At 45.0% G+C, this 20,330-nt stretch carries 17 protein-coding genes and 1 pseudogene; 10 read left to right on the top strand and 8 right to left on the bottom strand.

What is annotated here, in order from left to right; all coding sequences use genetic code 11:
• Nucleotides 1–133 precede the first annotated feature (133 nt).
• The 3 genes from glgB to KI742_RS06650 all read left to right on the top strand — a co-directional run bounded on the left by glgB (nt 134) and on the right by KI742_RS06650 (nt 5,396).
• Nucleotides 134–2,326, top strand: a complete 2,193-nt coding sequence (gene glgB / locus KI742_RS06640; protein WP_285385305.1) for a 1,4-alpha-glucan branching protein GlgB — start codon at nt 134–136, stop codon at nt 2,324–2,326.
• Nucleotides 2,327–2,477: 151 nt separating this feature from the next.
• Nucleotides 2,478–3,155, top strand: a complete 678-nt coding sequence (gene mtgA / locus KI742_RS06645; protein WP_151515271.1) for a monofunctional biosynthetic peptidoglycan transglycosylase — start codon at nt 2,478–2,480, stop codon at nt 3,153–3,155.
• Nucleotides 3,156–3,335: 180 nt separating this feature from the next.
• On the top strand, nt 3,336–5,396 hold the full coding sequence (locus tag KI742_RS06650) for an alpha-amylase (protein ID WP_262639556.1): 2,061 nt from the start codon (nt 3,336–3,338) through the stop codon (nt 5,394–5,396).
• Nucleotides 5,397–5,463: 67 nt separating this feature from the next.
• Here KI742_RS06650 and KI742_RS06655 read toward each other — a convergent pair whose 3' ends face one another.
• Both KI742_RS06655 and KI742_RS06660 read right to left on the bottom strand, forming a co-directional pair.
• On the bottom strand, nt 5,464–6,180 hold the full coding sequence (locus tag KI742_RS06655) for a DsbA family protein (protein WP_285385304.1): 717 nt from the start codon (nt 6,178–6,180) through the stop codon (nt 5,464–5,466).
• A gap of 96 nt (nt 6,181–6,276) precedes the next feature.
• On the bottom strand, nt 6,277–6,564 hold the full coding sequence (locus KI742_RS06660; RefSeq protein ID WP_049872671.1) for a hypothetical protein: 288 nt from the start codon (nt 6,562–6,564) through the stop codon (nt 6,277–6,279).
• 448 nt (nt 6,565–7,012) lie between these two features.
• Between KI742_RS06660 and KI742_RS06665 the strand changes: the two genes are divergently transcribed.
• The 4 genes from KI742_RS06665 (at nt 7,013) to KI742_RS06680 (ending at nt 9,937) form a co-directional block, all read left to right on the top strand.
• A complete protein-coding gene (locus KI742_RS06665) occupies nt 7,013–7,750 on the top strand; it encodes a nucleoside recognition domain-containing protein (protein WP_285385303.1) in 738 nt (245 codons plus the stop codon).
• Nucleotides 7,750–8,217 (top strand): YjiG family protein, encoded by a 468-nt coding sequence (locus KI742_RS06670; protein ID WP_005374849.1) that lies wholly within the window; start codon nt 7,750–7,752, stop codon nt 8,215–8,217. The genes KI742_RS06665 and KI742_RS06670 overlap by 1 nt, the downstream gene beginning before the upstream one ends.
• A 9-nt stretch (nt 8,218–8,226) precedes the next feature.
• Nucleotides 8,227–9,351, top strand: coding sequence for a M20 family metallopeptidase (locus tag KI742_RS06675; RefSeq protein WP_285385302.1), 1,125 nt, complete (start codon nt 8,227–8,229; stop codon nt 9,349–9,351).
• 211 nt (nt 9,352–9,562) lie between these two features.
• Nucleotides 9,563–9,937, top strand: a complete 375-nt coding sequence (locus tag KI742_RS06680) for a YkvA family protein (RefSeq protein ID WP_005458336.1) — start codon at nt 9,563–9,565, stop codon at nt 9,935–9,937.
• A 104-nt stretch (nt 9,938–10,041) separates the two neighbouring features.
• Here KI742_RS06680 and KI742_RS06685 read toward each other — a convergent pair whose 3' ends face one another.
• The 3 genes from KI742_RS06685 to KI742_RS06695 form a co-directional block, all read right to left on the bottom strand.
• Nucleotides 10,042–11,346 (bottom strand): dicarboxylate/amino acid:cation symporter, encoded by a 1,305-nt coding sequence (locus KI742_RS06685; protein ID WP_017820133.1) that lies wholly within the window; start codon nt 11,344–11,346, stop codon nt 10,042–10,044.
• A gap of 389 nt (nt 11,347–11,735) precedes the next feature.
• On the bottom strand, nt 11,736–13,001 hold the full coding sequence (locus KI742_RS06690; RefSeq protein WP_262661870.1) for a DUF1835 domain-containing protein: 1,266 nt from the start codon (nt 12,999–13,001) through the stop codon (nt 11,736–11,738).
• Between the two features lie 280 nt (nt 13,002–13,281).
• Nucleotides 13,282–14,172, bottom strand: coding sequence for a LysR family transcriptional regulator (locus tag KI742_RS06695; RefSeq protein WP_140132167.1), 891 nt, complete (start codon nt 14,170–14,172; stop codon nt 13,282–13,284).
• 109 nt (nt 14,173–14,281) lie between these two features.
• Here KI742_RS06695 and KI742_RS06700 point away from each other — a divergent pair, with 109 nt between their 5' ends.
• Both KI742_RS06700 and KI742_RS06705 read left to right on the top strand, forming a co-directional pair.
• A complete protein-coding gene (locus tag KI742_RS06700; RefSeq protein ID WP_005374871.1) occupies nt 14,282–14,590 on the top strand; it encodes a monooxygenase in 309 nt (102 codons plus the stop codon).
• Between the two features lie 7 nt (nt 14,591–14,597).
• Nucleotides 14,598–14,968 (top strand): annotated as a pseudogene (locus tag KI742_RS06705) (hypothetical protein).
• Nucleotides 14,969–15,033: 65 nt separating this feature from the next.
• On the opposite strand, the gene KI742_RS06710 reads toward KI742_RS06705, so the two are convergent.
• From KI742_RS06710 to KI742_RS06720, 3 genes are all read right to left on the bottom strand, one after another.
• The gene (locus KI742_RS06710) at nt 15,034–17,202 is read right to left on the bottom strand and encodes a polysaccharide biosynthesis tyrosine autokinase (RefSeq protein WP_005374875.1); all 2,169 of its coding nucleotides are present in this window, start codon (nt 17,200–17,202) and stop codon (nt 15,034–15,036) included.
• Between the two features lie 51 nt (nt 17,203–17,253).
• Entirely contained in the window at nt 17,254–17,694 is a 441-nt protein-coding gene (locus KI742_RS06715; protein WP_031780905.1) for a phosphotyrosine protein phosphatase, read from the bottom strand.
• Between the two features lie 129 nt (nt 17,695–17,823).
• A complete protein-coding gene (locus KI742_RS06720; protein WP_285385297.1) occupies nt 17,824–18,942 on the bottom strand; it encodes a polysaccharide export protein in 1,119 nt (372 codons plus the stop codon).
• A 458-nt stretch (nt 18,943–19,400) separates the two neighbouring features.
• Between KI742_RS06720 and KI742_RS06725 the strand changes: the two genes are divergently transcribed.
• On the top strand, nt 19,401–20,294 hold the full coding sequence (locus tag KI742_RS06725; RefSeq protein WP_047102404.1) for a hypothetical protein: 894 nt from the start codon (nt 19,401–19,403) through the stop codon (nt 20,292–20,294).
• The last annotated feature ends 36 nt before the right edge of the window (nt 20,295–20,330 follow it).

A 20,330-nucleotide genomic window follows, 5' to 3' on the forward strand; every position in this document is an offset into this window, starting at 1 on the left:
ATTTTGACGCCGTTTACGCAACGAACGTGAGAAGCGGAGTCTTTTTGTGAGTTCACAACGTTGGCTGTGGAGAAACCGATGTTTGATTCAGATCTCTGGTCTTGAAAAGGATGTTGGCTCTAGGGAGAAAGATTTGAAAACCACCAAAACCAAGAAAATAAAGAAACAACACGAACGCGCATACGAACTGCTTGCTGAGGCGGCTTACTCAGATCCATTTGCGGCGCTGGGTCCATTCATTGACGACGAAGCTTCGCTGAGAGTTTGGATGCCGGGCGCAAACAAGGTTGAACTGCTTGTTAATGGTGAGCCTCGCGTGGCGCTTGAGCGTGATGGCGACAGCGGCTTCATCTTAAAAGAGCAACGCGATTTACACCTGACTCACTACCGTTTGGCAGTTGATTGGAATGGTGTTGAACAAATTATTGATGATCCGTATCAGTACCACAATATTTACCAAGAATACGAGCATCTGCATACGCCAAAAGATATGTATCACTACATGGGCGCGCACTTTGTCACGCTAGAACGTGGCGGTGAAAACATCTCTGGTGTGCGTTTCCTTGTTTATGCACCACATGCATCTGCTGTTAGCCTTGTGGGTTGCTTCAACCAATGGGATGGCCGTCGTCATCCAATGCAACGCCTAGACTACGGTATCTGGGGCCTATTCATTCCTGGCTTAGAAGAAGGCGTTCAGTACAAATTTGAGCTCAAAGGGCCAAATGGGGAAGGGCTGCCACACAAACAAGACCCTTGGGGTTTCTACTCTGAGCAATACCCATCGTTCGCATCCATTACTTACGATCACAAGCGTTACCAATGGCAAGATGCGAAATGGCAAAATCGCGCAGTGACACAAAAGCGTGATGAAGCGTTATCGTTTTACGAGCTGCATGCTGGATCATGGAAGCGCGACGAGAAAGGTGATTTCCTGAACTACCGCGAACTCGCGGAGCAGTTGGTGCCATACCTTGTGGATATGGGCTACACCCACGTTGAGCTGATGCCTGTGTCTGAGCATCCATTCTATGGCTCATGGGGCTATCAACCCGTTGGCTTATTTGCGCCAACTAGCCGTTACGGCTCACCTGATGATTTCAAATTCTTCGTGGATGCGTGTCACCAAGCTGGTATCGGTGTGGTGCTGGATTGGGTTCCGGCGCATTTCCCATCGGATGGCCACGGTTTAGCAAACTTTGACGGCACACCGCTGTTCCACGACCCGGACCCACGTCGCGGTTGGCACCAAGATTGGAACTCATACATCTATGATTTAGGCCGTGAACATGTGCGTCGCTTCCTTGTATCGAATGCGCTGTACTGGTTTGAACAATTCCATATTGATGGCATTCGCGTGGACGCAGTCGCATCGATGCTTTACCTCGACTACTCACGTAGCCACGACCAGTGGGTACCAAACGTCGATGGTGGCAACGAAAACTACGACGCAATCGCAACCTTAAAATGGATGAACGAAGAAGTGTACAAGCACTTCCCGAATGCGATGACGATTGCGGAAGAGTCAACGGCGTTTCCGGGGGTGTCTGCGCCAACCTTTATGGGTGGTTTAGGTTTTGGCTTCAAGTGGAATATGGGGTGGATGCACGACAGTCTTTCATACATCAAAGAAGATCCTGTTCACCGCAAATACCACCACAATACCATCACCTTCCCGCTGGTTTATGCGCACAGCGAGAACTACGTCTTGTCTCTCTCTCACGATGAGGTGGTGTACGGCAAAGGCTCTATCCATAACAAGATGCCGGGTGATGAATGGCAGCAAACTGCAAACCTACGTGCATACTACGGTTACATGTATGGTCAACCGGGCAAAAAGCTGAACTTCATGGGCGCGGAAATCGGCCAAACGGCGGAGTGGAACCACGATGATCAGTTGCAATGGTTCTTGCTGGAATATGAGCGTCATCAAGGTGTCCAAAAGCTGATGCGAGATTTGAACCACTTGTACCGAAATGAAGCGGCGATGCACGATCAAGATTGTGTTCCTGCTGGTTTTGAGTGGCGTCTACAAGACGAAGCGGATGCAAGCATCCTAGCGCACGAGCGTATCAGTAAAGAGGGTGAGCGTATTCTCATCATCACCAACTTTACGCCCGTACCACACGAGCGTTTCCGTTTAGGTGTTCCAAATGCAGGTCAATACGAACTGCTGCTGAACACGGACGACAGCAAATACGGCGGCAGCGATTTTAAAGTGCTGACCATTGTGAAAACGGAAAAAGTTGAAAGTGAATCACTGCCTCAATCACTTGAGCTTCGCTTGCCTCCACTTTCAACCGTGTTCTACAAGCTGCACAAATAATTTAGTCTAATCAAATTCTAAGCCCGTTTTACATTGTAAATCGGGCTTTTTTTGACCTATTTTTTACCTCTAAAACTTGTTGTTCTTGATTGAATCAGGCAAGCTCACGGGTTTGTTTATCATCAATCGCTAATGCATTGGGGAACCACACATGTTGAAAAGGCTTAAGTCATTTCTATTTAAAATGGTGTTGATATTGCTGATCGCCCCAGTCGTTTTGGTTGGTTTGGTGAAATATGTCGATCCACCAATATGGGGATGGAAGTTAAGCCGCATTGTTGCGCCACCAAAGAACTATCCAGACAATAGTCAACACGAATGGGTATCCTTGTCGCGCATTTCAAAAAATATGCAGTTAGCGGTGATTGCGACCGAAGATCAAAAATTCCCTCATCATTATGGTGTCGATTTCGAATCGCTATTCGACGTGATTTCCGAGGCTGGTGATAATGGTCCGTCGAGAGGCGCGAGCACTATTACCCAACAGGCTGCGAAAAATGTGTTTTTGTTTCCTTCTCACTCCTACGTTCGCAAGGCTTACGAGCTTTACTTTGCCTTACTGATGGAGCTGATGTGGAGTAAAGAGCGTATTCTAGAAGTGTATCTAAATGTGGTTGAATTTGGTCCCGGTATTTACGGCGCTGAAGCGGCGGCGCAGAATTATTTTGGTGTCAGTGCAAAGCAACTCTCGAAGTGGCAAGCAGCGCGTTTAGCCGTGGTGTTGCCAAACCCATATCGAATCAAAGTCTACCCACAAAGTGAGTACACTGCTCGCCGCACAAGATGGGCGATGAATCAAATGAGCAATCTTGGCAGCGTGCAACTTTAACTCCCTCAATCTATTGCACTTAAATAGAACTACGCCCCTATATCAATAAAATGTGAAGCGTCACAAGCTTTAGGGCGTAGCCTTTCAGAATGATGTGCTCAGTTTTTCATCCATTTACTATTAGTGTGAATAAAAATACAACACGAATACTGCGCCTATGCGCAACCAATGGACTGAACGATGAAACTGAATCTGATTACGACTACCTTATTGCTTGCATCGGCAAGTGCCATCGCCGAGCCAAACATCACCATTTCTACCACGACCAACAGCCGTGACTTTCCGTTAAGTGCAGAGCAGCCTTTGGTTGTGCCATTAACCAAAGATGGCTATACGCTCAAAATCACGGGTGTTGAAGGCGACTGTGTCGCGCCTGACGGTCAAAAGGTCAAATTCAACAAACCTATCGCGCTGAACTGTGGAAAGCCAACAGAACTGCCATTAAAAATCCGCTTTACTGGCGATTACTCTTTTGCTTTTGATGCGGAAGCGAAAACATTGCGCTTCAAGCGTGAACCTAAGAAAGCCGCCAAGACAGAATTCAAACGCCCAATCCCACAAGTGCAATGTGAGGTTTATCAAGGCGGCGAAGTCACCATTGCGCTGGGTGACAGTTTCCCCGATGGCACCAAGTTGCGTGATGCTTACTCTGGGCAGATGGTCGAAGTAAAAGATCAGCAAGTATCGCTGACGCCGAGCAAAGATTCCGGCGGTTTGGTGCTACTAGAGCCAGTGAAGAAAACCAAAGAAGCAGTGCCGTTTGATTACCGCAATGCCAACATTTACTTCGTGATGGTTGACCGTTTCAACAACGCCGATACCAGCAATGACAACAGCTATGGGCGTAAGAAAGACGGCAAAGAAGAGATCGGCACCTTCCACGGCGGTGACCTAAAAGGCGTGATCGAAAAGCTAGATTACATCAATAGCCTAGGTACCGATGCGATTTGGTTATCGCCAATCGTTGAGCAAGTACACGGTTTTGTGGGTGGCGGCGATAGCGGCTCATTCCCATTCTACGCTTACCACGGTTACTGGACGCGTGATTTCACCAAGATTGATGAGAACTTCGGTAACGAAGATGACCTGAAAAAGCTGGTGGAAGAGGCACACAAACGTGGCCTTAAAGTCTTGATGGACGCAGTAATCAACCACACCGGTTACTCAACGTTAGCCGATTTGCAATTTGACGGTATTGAGGTGTTAAAACCAAACGCTGATTTACCGAATAAGTGGGGTGACTGGCAACCAAAAGCGGGTGAAAATTGGCATAGCTATCACCAGAATATTGATTACCAGAGTCCAAACTGGTCGAAATGGTGGGGCGGTGACTGGGTAAGAACAGGTCTACCGGGATACCCAGCTCCGGGCAGCAGTGATATCACTATGTCATTGGCGGGTTTACCTGACTTTATCACCGAATCAGACAAAGCCGTGAAGCCCGCGCAGTGGCTATTGGATAACCCTGGTACTCGCGTAGAGGCGCGCGACAATTACACCGTCTCGGACTACCTAATTGAGTGGCAAACTGATTGGGTGAAACGCTTTGGCATTGATGGTTACCGTGTCGATACGGTGAAGCACGTTGAAGGCGATGTGTGGAAACGCTTGAAAGAAGAGGCTTCAAGCAGTCTTGAGCAGTGGCGCAAAGAGAATGGTAAGTCAGGTCAGCCATTCTGGATGATGGGTGAAGTATGGGGACATACCGCATATCGCAGTCCTTACTTTGACGATGGCTTTGATGCGTTGATTAACTTCGACATGCAGAAGAAGTTAGACAAAGGCGCGGCGTGTTTCAGCCAAATGGCAGACACCTACCAAAGTTACGCAGATACTATCGCCAATGAAAAAGACTTCAACCCAGTGAGCTACATGTCTTCTCACGATACCGAGCTGTTCTTCTCTCGCTTCAAAGATTACGGCATGCAGCGTAACGCCGCGAATGCACTGCTTCTGAGCCCTGGTGCTGTTCAGGTTTACTATGGTGATGAAGTTGGTCGTAACATTGGTCCTTACGCGGACGATTTCCACCAAGGCACTCGTTCTGACATGGTATGGAAGCTATCTGATGAGAAGCAAGCGCTGCTCAAACACTGGCAAACTCTTGGTCAGTTCCGTAAAGCGCACCCAGCGATTGGTGCGGGTCAGCATCAAGTAATTGAACAAGAAGGCGCGTACGTGTTCTCTCGCTCGCTTGGCAATGACAAAGTCGTTGTGGCGTTTGTAGGACGTGATAAGTAACTAAACGCTCTTTATGTCGATAAATAAAAAGCCCTTCCTTGAGTTATCAGGGAAGGGCTTTGTTGTTTTAGTTCGCCAGTTCTTGGTCGATGACTTTTTCTAGCTCGTCAAACGGCACATAGCCAGGAATGACTTGATCATTAATGATCAACGCAGGCGTGCCGCGTAAACCAAGTTGCGTGAAATACTGATAGTTTTTATCAAGCAACGCCTTGGTCTCTTTGTCGTCGACAAGCTGCGCTTCTGTCCCCGTTTTTTTCGCGATTTGATTTAAGGAACGTGCGTCATGTGCGCCCGGTTTTTTCACCAATAACTCATGCACTTGTTCGTACTTATCTCGCTGGTTTTGCCAAACATTTAATGCGTAACTTGCCGAGTTGTAGCCGTTTTTCTCGTATTGTTCTTTAAAAGAGACATTGAGGTTAAGCACTTTTACCTGCGGATATTCCTTACCAACTTTGACCAGCTCTCCTTCTAAACGTTTACAAAAAGGGCAGCTGTAGTCTGTTACGTTAATAATGGTTAACTCAGGGTTTTCAGCACCAAAAGAGGAATGTTTGCCATCACTTAGATATTGACGAACCTCCTTCAAGGTGTCGCCAAATGACTGTTGATACGCAATGTACTCTTGAAGGTTTTGGTGCAATGAATCAAGAATTTGAGGGTTATCTTTTAGTATCTGATTAACTTCCTCTAGCTTTTGTTCTGCGGCCTTTTCTGATGCGAAAGATACGGCAGATACGATAGCCATCGTTAACGCCAAAAGTGTACGAGTGAATGTCATAATATTTCCTAAAACTTTTAAATTTCGTTGTTTGTTATGTGAAGTGAATAAAATATGTACAAAAGTCAGGCAGAAAGGTCTCTCGCCTTGCTGGCTTTATTCTCTAAACACGCAAAGTTTTAGGTGAACCCGATACTTTTCCGGTATCGGTTCTGTGTATTCCAGATAACGAATTGCTGTGGTTGTCATCGGCAGCGCCACAATCAAAGCAAACAGAAAAAATGGAATAAGAATATGATCAAACTGATGTTGGTACGCTTGAACCAGCTTTTCTGAAAGGTCGCAAGATGGTGATAAATTCACACTCTCATCTTGCTGACTCTGTATTTGGTGAGCCTTCGGGCAGCTTTTCGAGAAACCAGAATTTTGGCTTAAGCATATCATCACCACCCAAAGCACGAGGGCGAGTATCCATTTGGCTATTTTATATTGTGAGCGTAACAATGGGTCGTATAGTCCTGTTAATTCTGGTTTATGCCGTTTACATATGACCGGGCCATCCTAACCTAAATTTCGTGGCTGAATGTTACTTTCGAGTTAATCGATATTGCCTCAATGCCAAAGTATGAAGTACGTCATGAATGTTGTAGAAAGCAATATTCGTCAGAATCATTTGTTGAGTTGATGAAGAAGTCGTGAGCTATCGATATAGATTAAAATACCTAATTGTTGGCACAAATTTTTATTATCTTTCAATTGTGATTGGAATCATAAAACAAAACTTCATAACTGAGTCGCGATAATGTTCGGCAGGCGGATTGATTTTGATCATCTCTCTAGCACATTATTCAGGTGAACATATGTGTTAAGTTCCACATGTGTAGGTAATGTTATGAAAATTCCTGTTCAAACTGAGCGTAAAGTTACACTGGGGTGCTACGTTGCTCTGGCGTTTGCGGTTGTGTTCTTTTCTGGCCTGATGCAATCTAGCGAATGGTACGGTGTATTCGATTTTACAACGCTCAATGGCTCTTTCGGCAAGGTGGCGTATGGTGTCACCGAAACGGCTGACGGTGTGCAAGTTGCAACAACGTCGCTTCGCGGTAATGGTGGTAGCGGTGCTCGCGACGGTTTCATTTTCGCACTTACTTTGATTCCAACTGTTATGTTCGCCTTAGGTATGATCAACGTACTTGAGCACTACGGTGCACTTGAAGCAGCTCGTAAGCTTCTTACTCCTCTTCTACGTCCTCTAATGGGCATCCCTGGTAACTCTGGTCTGGCTTTAATTGCTTCTCTACAAAGTACCGATGCAGGTGCGGCAATGACGCGTCAGCTAAAAGATGAAGGTCACCTAACTAAGCGTGAAACGGACGTATTTACCATGTTCCAGTTCACTGCAGGTGCAACCATCGTGAACTTCTTCTCATCGGGTGCTGTGCTGTTCACACTGACGATGGCTGACGGCTCTCTAGCAGTAACGTCTTCTATTGGTTTAGCAGTTGTGGTGATGTTCGCATTTAAGATCATCGGCGCGAACCTGTTCCGTATCTACCTGAACATGACGGAAGGTAAAGAAGACAAGCAAGACCAAAACAAATCAGAGAACTTAAAAGAGGAGACGGCATAATGGGTGACGTTAAAGCGAAAAAACCAATGGTGACGGATATCTTCGTCGAAGGTGCTAAGAAAGGTTGGGTGATTGCGACTACCTCTACGGTGCCTAACGTATTGATGGCATTTGTTATCATCAAGGCGCTACAAATCACTGGCGCGCTGGATCTGATGGGCACGGTGTTCTCTCCAATCATGGCGGTGTTTGGTCTTCCGGGTGAAGCTGCAGCGGTATTGATCGGTGCTTGGATGTCGATGGGTGGCGCAGTGGGTGTGGTTATCACGCTGTTTGACCAAGGTATCCTGAACGGCACGCACATTGCGATTCTTGCGCCTGCTATCTACCTAATGGGCTCTCAAGTTCAGTACATGGGTCGTATCATGGGGCCAATTGGTACTGAAGGTCGTTACATCCCAGTTATGATTGCAATCTCAGTATTGAACGCGTTTGGCGCAATGCTGGTGATGAATCTGTTTGTCTAGGAGTGAGTCATGCAATTCTCTCTAAATGAATATCTAGAAGAGCTACGTCCCCTAATTAATGTGGATTGTGGCACTTACACTACTGATGGTATCGAGTTTATCGCTTCTCAATTTGAAGAGAAGTACCAAGCGATGTCAGATTGGAGCGTAAAACGCATCGACTGTGGCAGAGCGGGCATCGGTCTCGAAGTTCGAAATAAGCCGGAAGCTGAGCAAATCGATGTGATGCTGATTGGTCATATGGATACCGTGTTCCCTGTGGGTACTGCTGAGCTTCGTCCAATGTCTCAAGATGCAGAGAAAGCTTACGGTCCGGGCGTCTCGGACATGAAATCTGGCTTGCTGAACATCGTATACGCGATGCGCAATCTAGACCAAGCGGTGTTGGATAAGCTGTCTATCGCTATCTGCATGAACCCAGATGAAGAAACGGGTTCTCTGGACTCTGTGGATTGGATTCAATCAGTAGCGAAAAACGCAAAGAATGTACTGGTTGCAGAAGCAGCACGTGCAGACGGCGGTTTAGTGAAAGCGCGCAAAGGCATGGCTCGCTACAAAATGACCTTTAATGGCGTTGCAGCTCACGCAGGTAACGAGCCAGAAAATGGTCGCAGCGCAATCACTGAGATGGCGAATTGGATTCTAGCAGTCAACGCAATGACCAACTTTGAATCTGGTACCACGCTGAATGTCGGTATTGTTTCTGGCGGTAACGGTGCGAACATCGTCCCTAAGCACGCTGAAGCGATCGTGGATGTGCGTTTCTGGAGCAACGAAGAATACGATGATGTCGACAGCAAGCTAAACGGTACGCTGGAAACACCGTTCGTTGATGGTGTGAGTATCGAATTGGTTCGTGAAGCTTATAAGCCTTCTATGGTGCCAAGCCCACAAACAGAAAGCCTGATGATGCTAGTTGAAGAAGCGGCAAGTGAACTGGCGATCGACATCAATTGGAAGGAAGTGGGTGGCGGCTCTGATGCAAACAACACGGCGATTCTTGGCGTTCCAACTTTGGATGGTCTAGGGCCTATCGGTGCAGGTTTCCACAGTGACCAAGAGTACTTGTTGCTTGAGTCTATCGAACCACGTATCAAAATGCTGATGCGTGTATTGGAGAAGATTGCTCAATAGGGCATTCTGCTTTTAAAGCTTGGTTCCCAAAGCTTTTGGCTTCAACCTTTTGGTTTGCAAGACTTTTTGTTTCCAAGGCAATAATCCCCGGACTTCGGTTTGGGGATTTTTCTGTCTGTGTTTCACTTTACTATCATTTCTTGTTATTAATCTTGCGTTCAGGTTCGATTTATTAATATGTTGGACATAGTCATAAATTTCGGAGGCAACGATGACCACAACAATGTCTGTAAAATCGGCGCCGAAAGACGCCAAAGATCAAACGATGCAAGCGCCAGATGAGAAAACATTCTGGCGAAAAATGAAAGGGTCGGTTAAGAAAGCGGGTGAAGAAATTGCCGTAATGGGCATTAAATCATGGCTCGCGATGACAGATTCCAACACCGCCGTTCGCCACAAGGCTATACTAGGTGGCGCGCTGGCTTACTTCGTCCTACCAACAGATATGGTGCCAGACGTACTAGCTGGCGTCGGTTTTACCGATGATATGGCGGCACTTACCTTAGCCGCGAACTCAGTCGGTAATGCCATCACTAAAGAACACGAAGCACAAGCCAGAGAAAAACTGAATTCGATGGCGGATTAGAAAGAGTATTTCTAGACGCGGAGAAAACAAAAGCCCCGATGTTTCCATCGGGGCTTTCTTTTAGACAGGACTATATAATTTCAGAATGGTAATCGTAGAACGATTTAGGCGTCAGCGCGTTTAAGATGCACTTCTTCTTCGGCTACGCCTGCCATTGGGTCGTTGAAGCGAGCTTCATCCAATGCACCCTCTGATTTTGCAACGATGACGGTTACAGCACTGTCACCAGTGATATTTACCGCGGTACGAATCATATCAAGAAGACGGTCAACACCCATGATGAGCGCGATACCTTCAAGCGGCAGACCAACTTGGTTCAATACCATAGCAAGCATGACAAGACCCACACCAGGAACACCTGCGGTACCGATAGACGCCAATGTTGCCGTCATGATAACCATTAGGTAATCGCCCATAGTTAAATCAATATTGAAAGCTTGAGCAATAAACGCAGTTGCTACGCCCTGCATGATCGCCGTACCGTCCATGTTCACGGTTGCACCAAGTGGTACTGTGAACGATGATACACGGTTCTCAACACCCATGCGGTGCTTTGCTGTTTCCATTGTCACTGGAATCGTCGCGTTCGATGATGCTGTAGAAAAAGCAAACATGATCGCGTCTTCCATCTTACGTAGGAACGTAATTGGGTTTAGACCTGTGAAACCTTTTAACATTAAGCTGTAAGTAACTAGACCGTGTAGGACAAGCGTACCAGCCAGTACTAAGAAGTACTCTGCCAGATTGACGATCGCGCCCAGACCAAGACCAGTAAATAGCTTCGCCATTAAGAAGAATACCCCATAAGGCGCCAAGTTCATCAAAATCGCGACCAGTTTCATGATCACTTCATTCAGATCAGAGAAGAATGCTGCGATGCGTTCGCCTGGTTTACCCGCTGCACTGATCGCGATACCGAATAGCACGGCGAACACGATAACTTGCAGAGTTTTACCTTCTGCCATTGCGCTGATTGGGTTGGTCGGGAACATATCGATGATCACCTGACCTAAAGATGGCGCTTCGGCTGATTTGAATGAACTTGCTGCCGTTAGATCTGCCCCTGCCCCTGGCTGGAATAGAGTACCCATAGTTAGAGCAAGCGTAATCGCGATAGCCGTTGTCGTAACGTAGAAAGCGAGGGTTTTACCGCCCATGCGACCCAGTGTAGAGAGGTCTTTGAGAGAGCTAGTACCACAAACTAACGAAACAAATACTAGCGGTACAACAAGCATTTTTAAGCTGGCAACGAAGATCTGTCCACCAACTTCGAATAATCCATTAACAATGTATGCGTCGACAAATCCGTTGTCGGCAAAAAGTGTGCGAATTGCAAATCCTGTCAAGATACCCGCAACCATACCTAAAATTACGCGGCTGGTAAGCGACATCGGTTTCTTGGTATTCATGAGAACACTCCTTATAGTTATGCACCTTGAGTTCACTTCAAAGCGGCGAGCAGATTAGCAGCGGAGTGAGAAAATACGAAAGAATAATCCTCTAAATGGTTAATAGATGTGAACTTTATCACTAATAAAAATGGGATTTTAACCAAATATTAACGAATTAGCCGGATTAAAAGTTTGTATTTTAACACTTTTATCGAATATACAACCGATAACAAAGAGGATTTACAATAAATTTTAATAAGAGATAGAGTGCATACTCTCTTTGAGTGGATGCATTTCTGCATAACTATTTAAGTTGTATTCAGACTAGCGGTCGCTTCTTTAGCGATACTTTAGTATTGAGTGTTCATCAGAGCCAACGAACCTTTTATGCTTTCATATTTGTCAACTCAATGATGGTTGGCAAGTGTAGTTAGTTGGAGGTGATCCCAGCTCCAATAACTTTGACTGGTATTTTTAATCCCTCCAACCCAATAGCATTGTTTCGCTCGTATTAAACCCTCCAAACACTGCTTGCCAGCCTCAGTGATACGGACGCTTTGTTCCCACCAGTGCCTTTCACGTGACTCAATCGTGATCAAAGGTGTTTGACACTGTGCTAGAGGGAGGAGTAACGCGTAAAACATCACGTCTCCTAGGTAAGGAAGAGGTTCTAGTTGTTGATATTGCTCAAACCAATCTTTGATGGGAATTGAACGATTTTGCGAGTTCAAAACCTTTAGTGCGAGGTGTTGTGTCAAGCTCAATCCAGTTTGTGAATTAGGTAACTCTTGCAAATGGCGTTTAAGCACGTCGAGTATATTGGGTAAGCAATCCAGTTGATGTTGCTCTATCAAACTGACGATAGCTTTTGGTGAGGAACATGACACTGCTTGCCAACACTGCTTTGCTTGGCTCAATAACTTAGCAGATACGGGTTTACGATATCGCCAACAAGAACGAATAGCTTCTTCAGGCAACTGCCCAAAGCCGATGAATCGCTCAGTACCCGGAAACTGGTTCAACTCAATGATCTCTATCACTTTGTTCTCTACATTCTCTAACAGTGTTAGAGCACGAATTAGCATCAATTGATCATAGCTGTCATGTTCGACCCAAAAGACGATTCGTTCAAATACATCACTTTGCAACAGATCGAGGTTTGATTGTTCCAATGTGACTATATCTTGAACCGAGTCTTCACGCTTCATCACAGGCAGCAGAGTCTCTACGACATATTGGGCACGAATGGCAAGGAAGTTCTGTGGTGTTGCTGGTATGGGGCCAATAGAAAGCGGATCGATCAGGGCTAAAAATGTCCCTTCAAATCCGCTGGCTTTAAGTTGTTGTTGAATGTCGTGGCCACAACGAACGTGTAGCGTTTTTACTTTCGCATCTAGGGGCGGTTTTTGTTCTTTGATGGCTCGTTTGTGCGCTTCTAGCTCTTCGACATGAGCTTTTAGTTTACTCCAACTGGATAAGCCCAGTTCTCTTGCGAGTGCATGTTGAACGTCAGCCAATTGAATTGTATTGGGAGTCAATGACTCTGGTTTGGAGTGACATCGCTTAACTAACTCCAACGTAGCGTCATCGTATAGGCGGATAGCTTTGAGCCTTTTTTTAGCAATGGATTTTTGCTGATTGATATTGATCGAGAAGCTATTTGTAGAGTTCATATTTCACCTTTCTTATTTCTTCCACACTCGCCTAAATAGAAGCTAAAAAGAAGGTAAAAACAGATTGTGCCTGCTAAACCAAGCAGGTGAGGATATTGCCGTGAACCGAGTTCTTTCCGCGAGTGTTGGGTGCTTTAGGCATGAGCATAGTGATAGTAGGTGGTCGCTATCCTTCGTGCAACCTTTTGTGAGAGTGTAGCGTCACAAAATGGCCGTTTCTCTATATTTAGGGAGAATCAATAGGCGATAACACTAGCGATTCAACTCAATACCACTGTCGCTAGGCTCGAGTTTCTACACTTTTGAGTAAAGTACGATAAAGCGCTTGAGTCGCAGGACCACTTTTGGCTCCTTTGGGCAAAGTGAGGTGCAGCGCAACTTGATATTGATGGGAGTGTTCGATCTCCAATACTTTAATTTTATCGCTCTTGCGGGCTGCGACTAAGTGCGCTGGTAGCCGACAAAATCCAGCGCCTTGCTCTACGGCGTGAAAAGCGTGGTCGAAGTTATCGACGGTAATACGCTGACGTGCGCGTAACCAACCCACATCTCTTTTCGTTTTGTCTGAATTGCCTAAGTCACGGATGACAATTTGGCTGGTGGTTGCAAAATCGTCGATGGAAACATGCGGCTTTTTAGCGAGTGGATGGTGTGCTGCGATTACAGGCAGCATGGTTGTTACGCCAAATGCTTCGGCAGGGTAGTTGGTTATCGGTAAGTTGATGATTGCGATGTCAGCGAGCTCATTTACGACCATTTCGGTTGTTTTGCTCAGTGACGTTTCAACCACTTGAACGGAGGTCGTGTTGTTGTCCTCCAAAAATTGACTGAGTGGTGCATAAAGCCAACAAGGGTCACAAAGATGATCTATTGCGACCGTGATTTGAGATTCCACCCCACTTTTTAACTGCTCGCTGATGACTTCCAGTTCCCGCGCTTGTTCAAGCATGGATTGTGCACGACGCAGTATGGTTTTGCCGTGCTCAGTCAAACCTGCTTTGCGCCCTCGTACTTCGATAAGTTGAATACCAAGTTGGTCTTCTAACTTCCTCACCGAGTAGATCAATGTGGTATGGCTCTTGTTGAGCAGTAAAGCTGCGGATTGAATGCTGCCTTCTTGATTAATCGCTTGTAGCGTTTGCCATTGTTCTAAGGTCGTTTTTAGTCTCATGAGTCAATTTTTTAGACAGTTAATGGCGAAATTATGAACTTTTCTGTCAGTTTTATAAAGGTAATAATCTTGTCATCGAAAACGAGTCAATAAGAAGAGGAGACTCAAGATGGCGAAATTATTGCAAGTTGATTTTGAATTTCATGGTCCGTTTGGTGACGAGATGTCGAATGCTCTGGTCGACTTAGCTAAGTCGATTAACCAAGAGCCGGGCATGATTTGGAAAATCTGGACTGAAAGCGAAAAAGACAAACTCGGTGGTGGTATCTATCTTTTTGAAGATGAAGCCACGGCGCAAGCTTATCTCGAAATGCATGCCGCACGCTTACGAAAAATGGGCGTAGTCGAAGTACGAGGTCAAATTTTCGATATCAATGTGCCGTTAACTACGCTCAATCAAGGGCCTATTAGAGGATAAGGAGATGATGACCAACCGCACTTTTCTAACCGTTCATGGTGTCGTATATACGGTATTCGCTTTTGCGTTGTTTTTGTACCAACCATAATGTGGCCGATCTATGGAGTACAAATTAACGACCAGTACGCGCTGTTTTTATCGCAGCATACTTCGATCTTTTTAGGTGGAATCGCTGCGGTGAGTTTGATGTTACGTAATGTGGAATCAGGGCATACTGCGAAACAGCTGTTTAAAGCATTATTGATCACTAATGGCTTAGGGGCAGTGATTACTACCTATGCCGGCATTATCGGAGTATTTGTCGGTTTTGGTTGGAGTGACCCAATATTCTTTGTCTTGCTTAGTTTGATTACGTACAAGCAATTAAGAGTGCAATAGAAAAAGCCCTGCTGTTTCTAGCAGGGCTTTGTCATATTTGGTTTAATTAGCGATCTAAATTCAAGTTATGATTCGCTTTTGTACGCGTAGTTATAGTAGCCGTATCCATAGCCGTATGAGTTAGATGCTTTTTTCTCAACTGCATTGAGAATCACACCTTTAACTTCAACGCCTGATTGCTCGAAGCGACCTTGCGCGACTTCAATCTCCTTCAAAGTCGTTTGATCAAAACGAGCGACCATCAGAGTTGTTCCTGCAAGCGCGCCAACAATGCTTGGGTCGGTAACTGCGAGTACAGGCGGCGTATCGATGATGACTAGATCGTATTGTGCAGACATCTCGTCAACAAAGCTCTTGAAGCGAGGGTGCATAAGAAGTTCTGACGGATTTGGTGGTACTTGGCCGCGAGTCACAACATCTAAATTATCAATGGATGTAGATTTAATGATGTTGCTAAGGGATGTCTTACCGCTCAAGTAATCAGAAAGACCGTTGTCCCAGCGTAGACCGAAGCATTGCTGCAAATAACCTTTACGCATATCCGCATCAATAAGCAGCACTTTCTGACCGGTTTTCGCAGCGACGGCCGCAAAGTTGGTCGATACAAATGTTTTGCCGATAGATGGTGCAGGACCTGAAATCATAAGAACGTTATTCTTCGCTTCCATCATTGCAAAGTGCAAGCTAGTGCGAAGACTACGTAGAGCCTCAATGGAAAGATCGGCTGGATTAGCTTCCGCTAGAAGGACTAGCTCATTGTTGCTGCCTTTGTTGCGCTTAAGCTTGTTTGCAAATTCCAGTTGTTGAATAGATTTTGGAACGCTTGCGTAAACTGGCATGCCAATCTGTTCAATTTGATCTGGTGTTTCCACACCACGGTGGAATGCTGCACGAATTAATACGAAAGCAACGCCTGCCATACCGCCAAGCAGTGTTGCTAGCACAACGATAAGCGCTTTTTTCGGCTTAATTGGCTTAGAGAAAGATTGAGCGTTATCTAAGATTCGAACGTTGCCAACTGTTCCGGCTTTAATAATGTTGAGCTCTTGAACCTTGTTCAATAGCTGGATGTAGATTTGTTGGTTTACTTCTACATCGCGTGTCATACGTAGAACTTCACGCTGTGTTTTCGGTAACTTTTGAACTTGTTTATTAAGACGTTCTTTCTCTTTTAGTAGTGTTTCACGTTTATCAAGTAGCGACTTATAAGCTGGGTGATCCTGTGTGAAGCGTTGGCTGATCTCACTTTCTTTGAATGTAAGCTCATTTAGCTGTGCTTCTAACTCAACCATTACTTTCAGCGTTGACTGAGCTTCAAGGCCTAAATCGATAGATTCATTTTCTTGACGGAATCGATTTAAAACGTCTTCAGAAGCGGTCAGTTTTGTTTTGATGTCTGGGAGGTGACCTTTCAAGAACTCGAGGCTTTGCTCTGCCTCTGCAGAATTTCTTTGAACGTTTTGTAAGAAGTAGTTTTGGCTAATGTCGTTCAAGATATCTTGAATCTTAGCGCGGTCTTCACCAGAGAAGCTTAAAGATATAATCCCGGTTTGCTTACCACGTTCGCTAATCGATAAGTTTTCTTGAAGTTTATTAATTGCATCTAATTTACTGATTTTGCTGACCGTGAATGAGTCACCAGTTTGAGCCACAAGTTCAGTCGCCAAAAACTGGTATCCATTCTTCTCAAGCAGTTCACCAACTTTACCTTCTAGAATGACGTTATTGTCATCTTCTAAGAGCCTGAACGTCTGTTTTTCAGAATCAATAACTTCAAGAGTTAAAGGAACGCCAACTGCGTAAGAAGGAGCATTAAATCGTGAAACGCTCAGACTGATTTGCTCACCTTGTAGTCGAGCTAGGCCTTTACCAATAATTGGCATGTAGTTTGGAGAAACGACAGTCGTTAAGTTGAACTTATCAACAGTACCGCCCAAGATCATACGAGATTTGATGATCTCTATTTCTGTTGTCGCTGATGATTCTGCTGAAAACAGCTCTCCCATATCACCAACCATCGCTGAAATACCACCTGAACTCTTACTTTCGATTTGGATAAGAGCGTCAGCTTTATAGATAGGTGTTGATAGAATGGCAACGCCGACGCCTATAATCGAAAATAGGACTACGGTACATAGAATGAGCCATTTGGCATCGAGAATGATCCCAAATAACTTTCCCAAATCGATCTCATCGTCGGCTTGACGTGATTGCTTAATAGTTTGTGTTGTCATTACTTTAACTTCTTAAATACCTTGCCATTGGCGTTTATTTAGCCTTGCGGCTTATAGTTTTTGAGACCACGCTTTTGCTGCTTTTTCTATAAGCGTATATGCATGTTCGAAAGCTTCTCTACTTTGTCTGTATGGATCAGGGATGTTTTGTTCATTTATCCACTGTCCAAACAGCATCGTTTTACCTCGTGCCTCAGGAGCGATTTTGGTTAAGGCTTCTAAATGACCTTTTTCCATAACCAATATCAGATCGTATTGAGCGCAAAGCTCAGGTGTTAATTGTCGTGCTTCGTGTCCATCTAAGCTTACGCTATGTTCGTTCGCGATAGTGGTTGCCATCTCGTCAGCAGCTTTTCCCGTTAGATGGCTCTTATCTACTGCGATTCCTGCTGATGCGACATGTTTGTTTGGTAGTAAAGACTGCAAAAGCCGCTCTCCTGTTGGAGAGCGGCAAATATTACCGACACAGACGACAAGAATATTAGAAAACAAATGCTTACCCTACTTTAAGTTGTATGCTTATGATCTCAACTGAATTGCTGGCTTCTTTATATTGCGCAATTGAGCTGAGTAGCTATCGATTACGTGCCGCAAGAGATAATTTTCTTGCGGCACGTTGTTTTACGGCCAAGTGCGTACTCGTAGTACACCTTCAGTTAGTTCATTAAAGCCGGAAATGGTTGGAACGAGCTGAGCAATCACACGATTCCAACGACTAACAGGTGCAGCCGTCACATAGACTATGTCGTAAGGGTTGAGATCAAACTCAGTACCAATCACCAAAGCAGAAGCGTCAGAAACATCTAGCTGATAAATGTCCGCCATTTTAGCTTCTTCTTTTGAACGTCTGATGACAAACACACCGGTAGCATCTGCGGAGATTTCACTGATACCACCAACGTTGCTAAGAGCCTCAGTAAGGCTCATGCCGCTACGATCAATTTTGAGTAATTTCGGATCGTTAACCTCGCCCATAACAAATACTTTTTGCGCATCGTTTCGAGGAATATGAACAATATCACCAGGCTTTAGAAGGCGGTTTTGAGTTAAATCGCCTTGTTGCATCAGAGCATACAAAGAGACGTTTTCAACAACGCCATTGCGTGTCAGTGTCGCATTACGCCAATCAGCCTCGGCAGCCAGTCCGCCAGCTCTATTCACAGCATCTAGAAGTGTAAGGGGGATGTTTGTAATTGGTTGTTGTCCTGGCTTGTTAACTTCGCCAGTTACATAAGTCTTTTTAGAGCGAAATGCCGCAACGCTTACATCGACCTGTGGGCTCTCAATGTATTTTGCAAGGCGGCTTGCAATGTCTGCACGAATCTGACGTACGTTTTTGCCTTCAACATGTACGACACCTATGTAAGGGTAGAAGATCGTGCCATCCGAATGCACCCAGTTACCCGCTTCGGCTGAGCTTCGGTATGAGCCCGCTGGGATCGTTAGCTCTGGGTGATCCCAAATAGTGATATTTAGGATATCGCCAGGTCCTACTTCGTATTCATATTTTGCGATTTCAATATCTAACTCTGGGTTTGGTTTTGAAAAAGGGTCCACTGAATTTAAAGACGTTACGCGCTCCAAAGTTAAGGGATAAACGGTAACCTGAGACTCTATATCACTCGATTCAGTGCTCATGACTGTTTTGTCACTGACCGAAAGGTGGCTACCAGGCAAAGTACACCCTGTAAGAAGGATTGGAAGTACTGATATCCCCAAAAATTTATTAAATGTGTTCATTGGTTTATAACTACCGAAAGAAAGTTTGCCGACTGAAATTGATTCATTCTAATTGAACTGAGTTTCATCAATATTGACGATTTACTGCAGTTTTAAGCCTTTAGAAAGCGAGTCCATTCAGAATTATTTGTGTAATAAACACTCCAAATGGCTGCTAGCGACTTAGAGCTCTTAGTTTTATTAATGAAGGTGTGAAAATCCGACCCACAAAAAATAGTCAACTATTATCCATCTGGTTGCAATAAAGGCAACAAGTTACTCGAAAAAATACTGACGAATACATGACAAAATTGTGTCTATTTAGCGTTATTGAGATGAATGCATGATTTTGCACAAGCAAACAGGCAGTAATGTGAAAAAACTCATGCCAAAGTTGTATGCATCCTATTTACACTATATGCAACTGCCGTTATGCTTCGTGTTGCGGTCGGATATAACAACAAATATTGGAGCTAATTTTGAAAATCAAACTTTTAACGGCAAGTGTGGCTGCTGTTCTACTAGCAGGTTGTGGTAGTGACAGCGATCCTGAGGTAAAAACATACTCAGTACAGGCTTATGACCCAGCTGTTATCGGCATGGAAGTATCTTATGACTGTGGTGGAGACTTAAAAGGTCAGGCTGATGAGCTAACAACAAACTATGAAGGCATGGTTGGTAAAGCTCGCATTAGCCATATCGACGTAGTGAGTGCACCAGGTGAATGTACTTTCACATTGAAGCATACTGATAAGAGTGTAGATGCATCTAACGGAAAACCTATTACGTCTGATTACAAGATTCCTAAAGGTCTTGCCCAAGCTGACTCTTTAGTTACAGGTTCTCCATTTACAACGTTGGTAGCTAACTCTCTAGATGACGGAGAGGTATACTCATCAGATACTGCTGAAAAAGTATTTGCCAATTTAGGTATCGATATCAATGCAAGTGGTAAAACAGTTGACGAAATCCTTCGTGATACAGAGTCTGTAGTTGCTAACCTTCAAAGTGAAGGCGGCAATAGCGAACTTGCTACGAAGCTAGTTGCTACGGCAAATATCGTGTCTGATATCATTAAAGCGAACCCAACAGCTGCACCTGAAGCCGTAGCTGTAGCTGCAAAATCAATGGCAGAAGAAGTGATTGCGAAATACCCGCATTACCCTAAAGCAGGCGCGGATTCTGAAGAAGTGATTTACGTAGAAATCTCTGAAGAAGATACGAAGAACGTTGTTGAGCAGGTTGAAAAAGACATTGCTGCAGGTAAGCCTGTAGACCAAATCAAACCTACCGTTCCACCAGTTCCAGATGCGAAGCCTGGTAAGCCAGTTGATCCGGTTGCTCCACCATCAGGCGGTTCAGGCGGTAACTAAGCAAGTTTTTGCTGATAAATTCTAAAGGCCTCTTCA

The sequence above is a fragment of the Vibrio sp. D417a genome, assembly GCF_030248595.1.
Classification (GTDB): Bacteria; Pseudomonadota; Gammaproteobacteria; order Enterobacterales; family Vibrionaceae; genus Vibrio; species Vibrio alginolyticus.

Excerpts from the sequence above, each read along its gene's own strand:
- mtgA (WP_151515271.1), top strand. The coding sequence starts at position 2,478 with ATGTTGAAAAGGCTTAAGTCATTTCTATTTAAAATGGTGTTGATATTG.
- KI742_RS06650 (WP_262639556.1), top strand. The coding sequence starts at position 3,336 with ATGAAACTGAATCTGATTACGACTACCTTATTGCTTGCATCGGCAAGT.
- KI742_RS06655 (WP_285385304.1), bottom strand. The coding sequence starts at position 6,180 with ATGACATTCACTCGTACACTTTTGGCGTTAACGATGGCTATCGTATCT.
- KI742_RS06660 (WP_049872671.1), bottom strand. The coding sequence starts at position 6,564 with ATGATATGCTTAAGCCAAAATTCTGGTTTCTCGAAAAGCTGCCCGAAG.
- KI742_RS06665 (WP_285385303.1), top strand. The coding sequence starts at position 7,013 with ATGAAAATTCCTGTTCAAACTGAGCGTAAAGTTACACTGGGGTGCTAC.
- KI742_RS06670 (WP_005374849.1), top strand. The coding sequence starts at position 7,750 with ATGGGTGACGTTAAAGCGAAAAAACCAATGGTGACGGATATCTTCGTC.
- KI742_RS06675 (WP_285385302.1), top strand. The coding sequence starts at position 8,227 with ATGCAATTCTCTCTAAATGAATATCTAGAAGAGCTACGTCCCCTAATT.
- KI742_RS06680 (WP_005458336.1), top strand. The coding sequence starts at position 9,563 with ATGACCACAACAATGTCTGTAAAATCGGCGCCGAAAGACGCCAAAGAT.
- KI742_RS06685 (WP_017820133.1), bottom strand. The coding sequence starts at position 11,346 with ATGAATACCAAGAAACCGATGTCGCTTACCAGCCGCGTAATTTTAGGT.
- KI742_RS06690 (WP_262661870.1), bottom strand. The coding sequence starts at position 13,001 with ATGAACTCTACAAATAGCTTCTCGATCAATATCAATCAGCAAAAATCC.
- KI742_RS06695 (WP_140132167.1), bottom strand. The coding sequence starts at position 14,172 with ATGAGACTAAAAACGACCTTAGAACAATGGCAAACGCTACAAGCGATT.
- KI742_RS06700 (WP_005374871.1), top strand. The coding sequence starts at position 14,282 with ATGGCGAAATTATTGCAAGTTGATTTTGAATTTCATGGTCCGTTTGGT.
- KI742_RS06710 (WP_005374875.1), bottom strand. The coding sequence starts at position 17,202 with ATGACAACACAAACTATTAAGCAATCACGTCAAGCCGACGATGAGATC.
- KI742_RS06720 (WP_285385297.1), bottom strand. The coding sequence starts at position 18,942 with ATGAACACATTTAATAAATTTTTGGGGATATCAGTACTTCCAATCCTT.